At 66.9% G+C, this 11765-nt stretch carries 13 protein-coding genes; 8 read left to right on the top strand and 5 right to left on the bottom strand.

The features are described from left to right. Positions 1 to 157: 157 nt before the first annotated feature. Positions 158 to 1345, bottom strand: coding sequence for a succinyl-diaminopimelate desuccinylase (dapE, locus tag ACP7BH_RS14510; RefSeq protein ID WP_425986343.1), 1188 nt, complete (start codon positions 1343 to 1345; stop codon positions 158 to 160). A 42-nt stretch (positions 1346 to 1387) separates the two neighbouring features. On the opposite strand from dapE, the gene ACP7BH_RS14505 reads away from it, so the two are divergent. Then, positions 1388 to 1864 carry a cupin domain-containing protein gene (locus tag ACP7BH_RS14505; RefSeq protein ID WP_425986340.1) on the top strand — a complete coding sequence of 159 codons (477 nt, stop codon included), beginning with the start codon at positions 1388 to 1390 and terminating at the stop codon, positions 1862 to 1864. Then, positions 1861 to 3153 carry an MFS transporter gene (locus tag ACP7BH_RS14500; protein WP_425986339.1) on the top strand — a complete coding sequence of 431 codons (1293 nt, stop codon included), beginning with the start codon at positions 1861 to 1863 and terminating at the stop codon, positions 3151 to 3153. Before ACP7BH_RS14505 ends, ACP7BH_RS14500 begins: the two co-directional genes overlap by 4 nt. Before the next feature lie 160 nt (positions 3154 to 3313). Here the strand turns inward: ACP7BH_RS14500 and ACP7BH_RS14495 are convergent, their stop codons facing one another. After that, positions 3314 to 4339, bottom strand: a complete 1026-nt coding sequence (locus tag ACP7BH_RS14495; RefSeq protein WP_425986337.1) for a 2'-deoxycytidine 5'-triphosphate deaminase — start codon at positions 4337 to 4339, stop codon at positions 3314 to 3316. A gap of 81 nt (positions 4340 to 4420) precedes the next feature. Between ACP7BH_RS14495 and apaG the strand changes: the two genes are divergently transcribed. After that, entirely contained in the window at positions 4421 to 4828 is a 408-nt protein-coding gene (apaG, locus tag ACP7BH_RS14490) for a Co2+/Mg2+ efflux protein ApaG (RefSeq protein ID WP_425986335.1), read from the top strand. A gap of 376 nt (positions 4829 to 5204) precedes the next feature. On the opposite strand, the gene ACP7BH_RS14485 is transcribed toward apaG, so the two are convergent. Beyond that, complete coding sequence (locus ACP7BH_RS14485; RefSeq protein ID WP_159848688.1) at positions 5205 to 5738, bottom strand: GcrA family cell cycle regulator; 534 nt, start codon at positions 5736 to 5738, stop codon at positions 5205 to 5207. Positions 5739 to 5967: 229 nt separating this feature from the next. Between ACP7BH_RS14485 and ACP7BH_RS14480 the strand changes: the two genes are divergently transcribed. The 5 genes from ACP7BH_RS14480 to argF all read left to right on the top strand — a co-directional run bounded on the left by ACP7BH_RS14480 (position 5968) and on the right by argF (position 10739). Further along, positions 5968 to 6798, top strand: a complete 831-nt coding sequence (locus tag ACP7BH_RS14480; RefSeq protein WP_425987081.1) for an ABC transporter permease — start codon at positions 5968 to 5970, stop codon at positions 6796 to 6798. Positions 6799 to 6839: 41 nt separating this feature from the next. Further along, a complete protein-coding gene (locus tag ACP7BH_RS14475; protein WP_425986333.1) occupies positions 6840 to 7838 on the top strand; it encodes a M28 family metallopeptidase in 999 nt (332 codons plus the stop codon). Between the two features lie 2 nt (positions 7839 to 7840). Then, positions 7841 to 8359, top strand: a complete 519-nt coding sequence (locus ACP7BH_RS14470; RefSeq protein WP_425986331.1) for a YcxB family protein — start codon at positions 7841 to 7843, stop codon at positions 8357 to 8359. A gap of 90 nt (positions 8360 to 8449) precedes the next feature. After that, complete coding sequence (locus ACP7BH_RS14465) at positions 8450 to 9643, top strand: aspartate aminotransferase family protein (protein WP_425986329.1); 1194 nt, start codon at positions 8450 to 8452, stop codon at positions 9641 to 9643. A 181-nt stretch (positions 9644 to 9824) separates the two neighbouring features. Further along, complete coding sequence (gene argF / locus ACP7BH_RS14460; protein WP_425986327.1) at positions 9825 to 10739, top strand: ornithine carbamoyltransferase; 915 nt, start codon at positions 9825 to 9827, stop codon at positions 10737 to 10739. A gap of 57 nt (positions 10740 to 10796) precedes the next feature. On the opposite strand, the gene ACP7BH_RS14455 is transcribed toward argF, so the two are convergent. Together ACP7BH_RS14455 and ACP7BH_RS14450 are read right to left on the bottom strand one after the other, a co-directional pair. Further along, the gene (locus ACP7BH_RS14455; protein WP_425986325.1) at positions 10797 to 11294 is read right to left on the bottom strand and encodes a pyridoxamine 5'-phosphate oxidase family protein; all 498 of its coding nucleotides are present in this window, start codon (positions 11292 to 11294) and stop codon (positions 10797 to 10799) included. 66 nt (positions 11295 to 11360) lie between these two features. Then, positions 11361 to 11573, bottom strand: coding sequence for a hypothetical protein (locus ACP7BH_RS14450; protein WP_425986323.1), 213 nt, complete (start codon positions 11571 to 11573; stop codon positions 11361 to 11363). Positions 11574 to 11765 lie beyond the last annotated feature (192 nt).

Raw genomic sequence — 11765 nt, 5'->3', positions numbered from 1 at the left:
CAACCCATCACGCCCCAAAACCGTGCGATACTCCCCGTCCGGTCTTTGACAACCCAATCTCCCACACCCCACGCCCCGGCCTAGCCGCGCGCGAAAAGACAAATTAGACGAAATAGAATCTCTTTTTTTCGCAGTGGATTCGTCTATTTCCCCGGCCTCACAACCTTTCAAATACCGTCTCGATCACCCGCCGATACACAGCCGTCAGCGTCTCTAACTCCGCCACCGGAACCCGTTCGTCGATCTGGTGCATGGTCTGGCCGACCAGGCCCAGCTCCAGCACAGGGCACAGGGCGCGGATGAAGCGGGCGTCGGAGGTGCCGCCGGTGGTGGAGGCCTCGGGCCGGCGGCCCGCGACGGCCTCGACCGCATCCTGCACCGCCGCGACGAAGACGCCGGGCTCGGTCAGGAAGGCCTCGCCGGAACACAGGTGATCCAGGCTGATCTGAAGCCCGGTCTCGGCCTGTATGGCGCCGGCCTCGCGGTTCAGCCAGTCGATCAGGCCGTCCCCCGTATGGCTGGGGTTGAAGCGGATGTTCAGCCGCGCCTTGGCCTGGGCCGGGATGATGTTGGTCGCCGGATTGCCGATGTCGATGCTGGTGATCTCCAGGTTCGACGGGGGGAAGTTCTCGTAGCCGTCGTCCAGCACATGGTCGTTCAGGCGGGCCATCAGCTTGGCGATCACGGGCGCCGGATTGGCCGCCCGTTCGGGATAGGCGACGTGGCCCTGTTTGCCCGTGACCGTGATCCAGGTGTTCAGCGAGCCGCGTCGCCCGACCTTGATCATGTCGCCCAGGTGCTGCGACGAAGAGGGTTCGCCCACCACGCAGGCGTCGATGACCTCGCCCTCGGCCGCCAGGGTCTCGACCACCCGTTTGGTGCCGTGAAGCGCCGGGCCTTCCTCGTCGCCGGTGATCAGGAAGGAGAGGGAGCCCTTCGGCTCGCCCTTCGCCAGCACCTGGGACACGGCGGCGACCCAGGCGGCGATCCCGCCCTTCATGTCCACCGCGCCGCGGCCGTACAGGACGCCGTCCTTGACCTCGGCGGTGAAGGGTTGCGACGACCACTGGTCCGACGGCCCGGTCGGCACCACATCCGTATGGCCGGCGAAACACAGGTTGGGCGCGGCGGTCCCGCGCCGCGCATACAGGTTCTCGATCCGCGCATGGACCCCTTCGCCTCCCGGCCCCTCGAAGGCCAGCCGGCGGCAGGTGAAGCCCAGGGCCGTCAGATGGCGTTCCAGCACATCCATCGCCCCCTCGTCGGCGGGGGTGACGGAGGGAATACGGATCAGGTCGCGGGTCAGTTCGACAGGATCGATCACAGGAGTTGATGCGCGGCTCATGCGGCTATGCTTTAGGGAAAACGCGCCAAGGCGAGAAGGCCCATGCCCAAGATCGATATCGACAGCGCGCCGAGAGGCGACGGCACGACCTATCCGGAAGAATTCGCCGACCCGTGCAAGCCGCGTCGCCGCTGGAAGCTGGGCGATGCTGCGGGCCTCAGCCAGTTCGGCGTCAACCTGTTGCGCCTGCCCGACGGCGCCTGGTCCAGCCAGAGGCATTGGCACGCCGAGGAGGACGAGTTCGTCATGGTGGTCGAGGGCGAGGTGGTGCTCATCGAGGACGACGGCGAGACCGTCCTGCGCGCCGGCGACTGCGCCGGGTTCAAGGCGGGCGTCCCCAACGGCCACAGGATCGAGAACCGATCCGGCCATGAGGCGGTGCTGCTTGAGGTCGGAACGCGCAGCCCGACGATCACCCCTTGCGATTATCCCGACATCGACATGGTGCTCCACGCGGGCGTCGACGGCTATTTCCACCGCGACGGCTCGCCCTATCCGAAACAATCCAGACGCACGTGACCACAGAAACCATAGATACCGGCCCCGCCGCCCCGCCCGTTCCGCCTTCGCCTCCAGAGGGGCCGTCCAGTCCATGGGGCATCCGCGACTTTCGCCTGCTGTGGTTCGGGCGGGTGGTCGCCGTGCTGGCGATTCAGATCCAGTCCTCGGCCCTGTTGTGGCAGGTCTATGAGATCGCACGGCGGGATCATCCGATCGAGGAGGCCAGCCTGTATCTGGGTCTGGTCGGCCTGTGTCAGTTCCTGCCGCTGCTGGCCTTCACATTGCCCGCCGGGGCCATGGCGGATCGGCGCGACCGCAAGCGCACGGTGTGGATATCCATCCTGGTCGAGGCCGCCTGTGCGGGCTCCTTCCTGGCCATGGCCCTGCACGGAAACCCGCCCCTGTGGGGCCTGCTGGCGGTGGCGGCCCTGTTCGGCGCGGCGCGGGCGTTTCTGGCGCCGGCCAGCCAAGCCTTCCTGCCGATGGTGGTGGGGCGCAAGGCCCTGCCGCCGGCCATCGCGGCCCAGTCCATCGCCTTCCAGACCGGGGCCATCGCCGGTCCGGCCCTGGGCGGGGTGATCGTCGGCGTGAACGTGCCCCTGGCCTATGCGGTGTCGCTGGGCATGTTCCTGTTGGCGGTCGCGGCCTTCATCCTGATCCGCACCAGCGGCAAGCCCGCGCCCCAGGCCAATCCCCTGTCGCCCATCGAGTCCGTCAAGGAGGGGCTGGCCTATGTCTACAAGACCAAGATCGTGCTGGGCGCCATATCTCTGGACCTGATCGTGGTGCTGTTCGCCGGCGTGGCCCTGCTGACGCCGATCTTCGCGCGCGACATCCTGCATGTCGGACCGCAAGGGTTCGGCCTTTTGCGGGCCTCGTTCGGGGTCGGCGCGATGGCGGTGGCGATCTATCTGAGCCGCTATCCGATCGTGCGGCACGGCGGGCGATGGATGTTCGCGGCGGTGGCGGTGTTCGGGATCTGCACGTTGACGTTCGGCCTGTCCAAGATCGTCTGGCTCAGCGCCCTGGCCCTGCTGATCGGCGGCGGCGCGGACATGATCAGCGTCAACATCCGCCAGACCCTGATTCAGCTGGCGACGCCCGACCATATGCGCGGCCGGGTGTCGTCGGTCTCCATGCTGTTCATCGGCGCGTCGAACGAGCTGGGCGAGGCCTATTCCGGGGTCATGGTGCGGCTGCTGGGCGCGGTCGGGGCGGCGGTGTTCGGCGGCTTCGGCGCTCTGGCGGCCACGGGCGCCTGGTCGGTGATGTTCCCCGGGCTGCGGAAGGCGGACAAGCTGACGTGACGACCGCGTCTCCTCCCCACTTGTGGGGAGGGGGACCGCGTAGCGGTGGAGGGGCTCTTGAAGTCCCGCAGGCGTCTGTGATGCGGCGAAGAACCCCTCCGTCTCTCCGCTTCGCTACGAGCCACCTCCCGCGAAACGGGGAGGAGACTTTAGCGCCGGCTCACCACACCCTGAAATGCTTCGACAGCTTCAGGCCCTGATTTTGATAGTGGCTGCCGCTTTCGCCATACAGGCGGCTGGGCCGTTCGGTCAGGGGTTCGTAGACCAGGCGGGCGACGATCTGGCCGTGTTCCAGCAGGAAGGGGGTGTCGTGGGTGCGGACCTCCAGCACGCCCTTTGATCCTGCGCCATGCGCCTCGTCCGTGCCGAAGCCGGGGTCGAAGAAGCCGGCGTAATGGACGCGGAACTCGCCGACCGACGGATCGATGGGGGTCATTTCGGCGGCCTGATCGACCGGGATTTCGACGTCGTCGGACGAGGCCAGGATGTAGAACTCGCCCGGATCCAGCAGCAGCTCTCCGCGACGAAGCGTCAGCGGCTCCCAGAAGTCGCGCGGGTCATGGCCGTCGATATGGTCCAGATCGACCACCCCGGCGTGGCGACGGCCGCGGAAGCCGACGATGTCGCCGCCCTGCAGATCGACGCCGACGCTGCGGGTCTCCAGCTTGGGCGGGTCGCCGGCCTTGAGCCGCAGCTGGTTCAACCGGGTGCCGGGACGGACCAGGATGGAGAAGGTCTGGGGCGCGACCTCCATATAGAGCGGGCCGTCATAGCCCTCGGCCACGTCGTCGAAACGGGCGCCCTGGTCGGTCAGCAGGCGCACGAAGACATCGACCCGGCCGGTCGAGCTTTTCGGATTGGCGCGCGCGATCAGGCCCTTGGGCAGCTTCAGCCGCTCCTGCAGCCGCACGATATAGACGCAGCCCTTTTCCAGCACGACGCCGGCGGGGGTGATCTCGATGGCGTGCATAGCCACATCGGCGATCCGTTCCTCGACCTTGCGACGGCCGGGCAGGAAGGAGGCGCGGACGCGCCAGGCCTGGTCCGACAGGCGCAGGTCCAGGCTGGCCGGCTGGACCTGATCGTGATCGAAGGCTGTGTCCGACGTGATGGCGCCGGTGGCGATCAACGTCTCGATGGACTGGGCGGGCAGGATGCCGGGACGGGGGGCCTGGAAGGAGCTCATGGCGTCTGTCTCACACGGTTTTCACGACTTGTCGCCAAGTCGCGCTTGCAGCCCGCGCGCGGCGGGGCGAGCATATAGCCCATGCACGATGGTCCTGCCTATACCGCCGAATCGAACGGCATCCTGATCCGGGTCCGGCCCAGCTATCTGGCGGGCCAGTCCGACCCCGACGAAGGCCGCTGGGTCTGGGCCTATCAGATCGAGATCGTGAACCTGACGGGATCGACGGTGCAGCTGATGGCGCGCCGCTGGACCATCACCGACGGTCACGGTCATGTGGAAGAGGTGCGCGGCCCCGGCGTGGTCGGCGAACAGCCGGTGATCGAGCCGGGCGGCAGCTACGCCTATGCGTCGGGATGCCCGCTCAGCACCGACAGCGGGTCGATGGTCGGCGCCTATTATATGACGGATGCGGAAGGCCGCAGTTTCGAGGCGGATATCCCGGCGTTCTCGTTGGACACGCCCGACGCGCGCAGGGTTTTGAACTAAGCAAATCCTCCTCCGAGAAGCGTAGCGAAACGGGGGAGGGGGACCGCGAACCGGTGGAGGGGGCGGGCGCAGAATCCACGCCAAACGCCGATAGTTGGTCTGGCGCAGTCTGATGCTGCACTTTGAACATCGAGTCCGGTTTCGCCCCCTCCACCCCGCTTCGCGCGGTCCCCCTCCCCCGCTCCGCTGGGGAGGATCGAGAAAGGCGGATGGGGCTGCGTCAACCCGGATGAACCGCAGCCCCGCCCCCTGGAATCTCGCCGGCCGCTTGCGCAGGCCGGCGAGGGGGAAGTCGGCTCCATAAGGAGCATCTGTGACGCGGGGATGAACCCGCGCGAAGCGCCGCGCTCAAGTAGCGCGAAGCGCGATAGCGCCCTTAAATGTACCGACGCAGGCTGCGGGCCAGGTCCGAACCGCTTTCCTTGGAGCCGCGACGGACTTGCGGCTGGTAGGCGACGCGGGCGTGTTCGACGCAATAGACGCCTTCCGAGGAGCGGCGGCCGCAGAAGCTGAACTCGCGCGACGACGGGTCGCCGATCGGCCATTTGCACATGTGGGCGCCCAGGGTCATCACCGTCGCCGTGCCCGGCAGATCCGGGATTGGGGCGGGGACGGGGGCGGCGGCCTGGACAGGCTTGGGCTGGACGGCCTCAAGACGGCGCGGGGCCGAGGGTTGGGCCGGGGCGGCCGGCGCGGGGCGCGGACGGGCGGTGCGGAAGGTCGCGGCGACGGTGCGCGCCGGTTGCGACGGGGCGGCCCGGCCCGAAAGGCCCAGGCGGTGCACCTTGCCGATCACGGCGTTTCGGGTGACCCCGCCGCCCAATTGTTTGGCGATCTGGCTCGCGGATTGGCCCTCAAGCCAGAGCTTCTTCAGCGCGCCTACGCGGTCGTCGGTCCAGCCTGCGGTCATGCCACCCTCCAGCGAGTTTGGATTCAATATCTAGGTCCAGGCTCCCCCTCCGGGGTCTTGACCTACAACTAATCGTAAACCAGCCGTTAAGAGACGCAAGATGTGCGAATCAACCGTCCACAGAAACCAGATATTGAATCATCGTTAAGGTTAAGGCGGGAAGGTCGTTTTCTGGCGGATCGGGGGTGATCCCTTGCGAACCGCCACGGTCGAGCGCATCTGGCGGGCCATGACCGAGACCCCCGACCTGATCTCCACCCGCCCAGCCGGTTTGCCGCAGCCGCGTCGCTATCCGGGGGTCAACTGGATCGGGGTGCAGACCCTGTATCTGCGCGAGGTGCGGCGCTTCTGGAAGGTGGGCGCCCAGACGGTGGCGGCGCCGGTGGTGACGACGCTGCTCTATATGCTGGTGTTCGTGGTGGCGCTTCAGAACGCGCGGCCGCCGCTGCACGGGACGCCGTTTGCGTTGTTCGTCGCGCCCGGCCTGATCATGATGGCCATGTTGAACAACGCCTTCGCCAACGCCTCGTCCAGCCTGATCCAGGCCAAGATCATGGGTACGGCGACCGACTTCCTGACTCCGCCGCTCAGCCCGCTGGAGCTGACGCTGGGCTTCACCCTGGGCGCAGCGACGCGGGGCCTGGCGGTCGGTCTGGTGACGGCGATCTGCGTCCTGCCGTTCGCGCCGCTGGGCATCGCCAACATCTTCGCCATCGTCTGGTTCGCCCTGGCCGCCTGTTTCGTCATGGGCATGACCGGCGTGCTGGCGGGGTTGTGGAGCGAGAAGTTCGACCATCTGTCGGCGGTCCAGAACTTCATCGTCATGCCCATGACCTTCCTGTCGGGCACCTTCTATCTGGTCGAGAACCTGCCCGAACCGTTCCGCTCGCTCAGCCGCTACAATCCGTTCTTCTATCTGATCGACGGCTTCCGCTACGGCTTCATCGGCCATGCCGAGAGCAATCTGATGGTCGGAGTCGTCGGCTCGGCCGTGCTGATGGTCGTCATGGGCGTCGTCTGCTGGCTGGTGTTCCGCTCGGGGTGGCGTCTCAAGAGCTAGATCGCTACCTTTTGCGGATCGCTCCCCCCGAGAGGTCCGCCATGCTGTTCCGTTCGCTCGTCGCCGCCACGGCGCTGTTTACTGCTGTTCCTGCCTTCGCTCAGGAGGCGACGCCCCAGGCTGGGGACCGCCCCGACATCGGCGCCGGCGCAGCCCAGTTCGTTAAGCCCACCAACGCCGAACGGACCCAGGTCCTGGTCGGCATGCTGACCACGCTGGGCTTCACGCCCGAGATCCAGGTCTTCGCCGGCGGCAACCAGGCCACCGGCCCGATGGAAGGCGCGAACGTCGTCGTCACGGTCGGCGAGGGCGCCAGGGACATCGTCCTGACCGCCCACTATGACGCGGTGAAGCTGCGCGACGGCACCCTGTCGCAAGGCATCGTCGACAACGTCGGCTCGGTCATGGCGATGATGGAGGCGGCCAAGACCCTGGAGATGGGCCTGGAGGGCCAGCCGGTCGCCCACCGTTTCGTCTTCGTCTTCACCGACCAGGAAGAGCTGGGCCTGCTGGGCGCCAAGGCGTTTCTCGAAAAGCACGGCAAGGACAGGATCGCCGCCGTCATCAACGCCGACGTCGCGGCCTACGGCCAGACGGTCATGTATGGCGAGAACAACGGCGACCAGTCGGACTTCGTGTTGGAGACGCTGCGCAGCCTGTGCGCCGAGCGCGGCTTCGACTGCATGCCCTATCCGGTCTATCCGCCCAGCGACGACCGCGCCTTCTCGGCCGCCGGCGTGCCGGTGGTGTCGATGGGCACCCAGGACGCGGTCGGCGCCCACCAGATGTGGCTGGCCTTCAACGGCGGCGAGAACAACGGCCTGAAGGAAGGCTTCGTCCCGCCCGTCTTCCAGCGCATCCATTCGACCGAGGACAGGCTGTCGTATCTGAAGGGCGTGGACGTGGCCCGCTTCGGCCTGTTCATCGCCGACCTGGGTCTGGCCCTGGACAAGCGGCTGGTCGAAATCCAGGCCAAGGATGACGCCGTCGCCGCCGAGACCGCCCCTGCCGCGCCGGAGCCGGTCCCCAGCGGCCAGTGAGCATGGTCGTCGAGGTTTTCGGCGTCCAGCCGACGCCGAAAGAAGGCCGCGCCGCCATCAAGGCGTGGCCGACCATCCGTCGCTGGACGACCTGGCCGATGCTGTGGCTGGGCCTGTTCATGATGGCGACCATCCTGGTGGCGGCCTTCGATCCCTATGGACCGGTCGCCTGGGTGGTCGGGCTGCAACTCGCGGGCCTCTATGGCTTCGTCGGCCTCAGCATGCTGGCTCATCAGCGGGTCATGGCCGTGTCCCGCGCCGCGCCGATCTCGCAACGGCCGGTGACCTGGCGTCTGTCCGCAGACGGCTTCGTCGTGTCCGCCGAGAGGCTGGAAAGCCGGGTGAGCTGGACCTTGGTCGCGGCGGCGGTCGAGGAGAAGGATCGCTGGATCTTCGCCCTGACGCCGAACAGCAACTTCATCCTGCCGCTGCGGGTTCTGGATGCGGGTCAGGCCGAAGCCGTTCGCGCCATCGTCGCCGACGCGCGGTCGCTGGGCGTGCTCGGCGCCGGTGTTGACTAACACCGTCACTAATCCGACAACGCCTGTCCGTATCAATCCGGCTCCGTCGCGCTCGCGGCGGGGCCGTATCGCTTTTGGAGGTCTTGGTCCGTGTCCACTGAACATCTGATGGGTGTCTACAATCGCGCGCCGCTGGAAGTGGAACGCGGCCGAGGCGCCCGTCTGTGGGCGACCGACGGGACCGAATATCTCGACTGCGTCGCCGGCATCTCGACCAACGGTCTGGGCCACGCCCACCCAGAACTGGTCCAGGCGGTCAAGGATCAGGCCGAGAAGCTGTGGCACGTGTCCAACATCTTCCGCATTCCGGGCCAGGAAGCCCTGGCCGACGCCCTGTGCGAGTCGAGCTTCGCCGACGTGGTCTTCTTCACCAACTCGGGCACGGAAGCCGTCGAGTGCGCGCTGAAGACCGCACGCAAATATCACTCCGCCAACGGCGCGCCCGAGCGGATCGACATCTACGGCTTCGACGGCTCGTTCCACGGCCGGACCTATGGGGCCATCAACGCCGCCGCCAACCCCAGCTACACCGAGGGCTTCGGCCCGCCGATGCAGGGCTTCCACCAGCTAAAGTGGGGCGACCACGAGGCTATCAAGGCCGCCATCGCCAACCCCACGACCGCCGCAATCATCGTCGAGCCGGTCCAGGGCGAGGGCGGCTGCCGCGCCATGCCGGACCAGTGCCTGCGCGGCCTGCGCGAGCTGTGCGACGAACACGGCGTCCTGATCATCTTCGACGAGGTCCAGTGCGGCATGGGCCGGACCGGCAAGCTGTGGGCCCACGAATGGGCCGGCATGGCGCCCGACATCATGGCGGTGGCCAAGGCTCTGGGCGGCGGCTTCCCCATCGGCGCCTGCTTGGCCTCGGCCAAGGCAGCGTCGGGCATGACGGTCGGCGCTCACGGCTCGACCTTCGGCGGCAACCCCCTGGCCATGGCTGTCGGTCAAAAGGCGCTGAGCCTGATCAACAGCCCCGAGATCCTGAACAACGTCAACGAGATCGCCGGCTATCTGAAGCAGCAGTTCGTGGGCTTGCAGGAACGGTTCCCCGATGTGATCGCCGACGTGCGCGGCAAGGGACTGCTGATCGGCATCAAGCTGGTGCCGAACAATCGCGAGTTCATGGCGCTGGCGCGCGATACGCAACAGCTGCTGATCGCCGGCGGCGGCGACAACTGCGTGCGCCTGTTGCCGCCGCTGAACCTGACGCTGGACGAGGCCCGCGAGGCGATCGCCCGGTTCGAAGGCGCCTGCGAGGTCGCGCGCGAGAAGCTGGCGGCATGAGCGTCCCTCTCCCGCTGGGAGAGGGCTTGAGCCTCGCAGAGCGCAGCGATACGTCAAGGCGAAAGGGTGAGGGTCGCACCTCACCGGCCAAGACCGAACCCTCACCCTTTCGCGCAAGTCCGAGCGCCTGCGGCTCTCGGGCGCTCAAGCCCTCTCCCAACGGGAGAGGGTGGAGGATGCCATGACCCGCCACTTCCTCGACATCCATCGGCTCGAAGCCGCCGACCTGCGCGCCATTCTGGACGACGCCCATGCCCGCAAGGCTGCGCGCAAGGGCTGGCCCCAAGGGCGTCCCGACGCCGACGTGCCGGGTAAGGATCGCGTCCTGGCGATGATCTTCGAGAAGAACTCGACCCGCACCCGCTTCAGCTTCGACGCGGCCATTCGCCAGCTGGGCGGGTCGTCGATCATCGCCACCGCCGCCGACATGCAGCTGGGTCGTGGCGAGCCGGTGGAGGACACCGCCCGCGTCCTGTCGCGCATGGTCGATGCGGTGATGATCCGCGCCAATGACCACGAGGACGTGGAGCGCTTCGCCCGCGTCTCGACCGTGCCGGTGATCAACGGCCTGACCGACCGCAGCCACCCGTGCCAGATCCTGGCCGACCTGCAGACGATCGAGGAACATTCCGGCCCCATCGCCGGCAAGACGATCGCCTGGATCGGCGACGGCAACAACGTCTGCCACAGCTTCATGCATGCGGCGCCCAAGTTCGGCTTCCATCTGAACGTCGCCTGCCCGGCGGAATATCATCCCGATCTGCGCGACCTGGCCAAGGGCACGAACGCTGTGACGCTGACCAGCGACCCGCGCGAGGCGGTCAAGGGCGCCGACGTGGTCGTCACCGACACCTGGGTCTCGATGGGCGATCAGGACTATGAGGCGCGTCTGGCGGCGTTCGAATCCTATGCGGTGGACGAGGCCCTGATGGCCCTGGCCGATCCCGACGCGGTCTTCCTGCACTGCCTGCCCGCCCACCGCGGCGAGGAAGTCACCGACGCCGTCATCGACGGACCCCGCTCCCTGGTCTGGGACGAGGCCGAAAACCGCATCCACGCCCAGAAGGCCGTCCTGGCCTGGTGCTTCGCGGGCTGAACGAAAAAGGGCGGACCCGATCGGGTCCGCCCTTTCTAACTGACTGGCGTCAGTCGCCTACAGCTTCACATCCGACACGCCGCCGACGTCGGGCGTCGATTTGGTCACGTTGGCCTTGAGGACTTCGTAACCGAAGCCCAACGCGCCCTTGTCGGACACCCAGACGCGGCCGTCGTTGGCATCGAACCGGACGAGGGTCAGGTGCGTGTCTTCCTTGCCGTCGGGATACCAGGCGGCGACGACGGGGTTCCAGTATTTATCGATCCGGGTGCGGTCCTGGTCGATGGCCAGGCGGCCGTGGATGCAGGCCTGAACTTTGCCGTCCTTGGCCTGGTAGCAGAACATGCCGTCCTGCCCGCCGCCGGCGACGTCACGGGCGAAGTCGGTGTCGTCGCGGGTGAAGAACCAAATGGTTCCTGTCTCGTCCTCGCCATAGCCGGTCATGGGCTGATGGTGATAGCCGGGCTTGTCCAGGCCCAGCATCCCGGTGTTGGACTCCTTCAGGCTCTTCCAGAATTCCTTTTCCGCCTCGGCGGGTGTCAGTTTGTCGGTCATGCGACGTCTCCTTGCATTGGTCGCAGCATCAACCGACCGAAAGGAAACGGGTTCCTAAAGCTAAGCTCAGGGAATCCACGGCGCGCGTTCGGCCCCGAACAGGGTCGTCAGATGGATCAGCAGCAGCATGGCGATGGCTGCGGACCCGATCATCAGAAACCGCCACGGCATCATGCGCGGCCCCTTGAGCGGGTCGGGCGGACGCGCCCCCCGCCAGCCGGTGAACACCATCACCGCCAAGGCCAGGGCCAGAAGAATTAGGGTTGTCGTCAGGCTCATGCGCCGCACGTGGCGAAGCCCGCGCCGCTTGGCAAGCGAACCCTTGCCGGGAGGTTAATCTTCACACCGTGTTAACCGAGATGATTCACTAATCCCGGCGTCTGGAGGCCTGTCCACAGGATTGGAAGATCGCCGCTAGATATTGCGGTTAACCATCAGTTTACACCCTCGATATTGACGGTATAGCCTTCG

It is taken from the genome of Brevundimonas sp. TWP2-1 (genome assembly GCF_049897645.1).
GTDB lineage: Bacteria > Pseudomonadota > Alphaproteobacteria > Caulobacterales > Caulobacteraceae > Brevundimonas.
The sequence above is the reverse complement of the archived record's forward strand: the minus strand, read 5'-3'. Positions and strand labels throughout refer to the sequence as shown.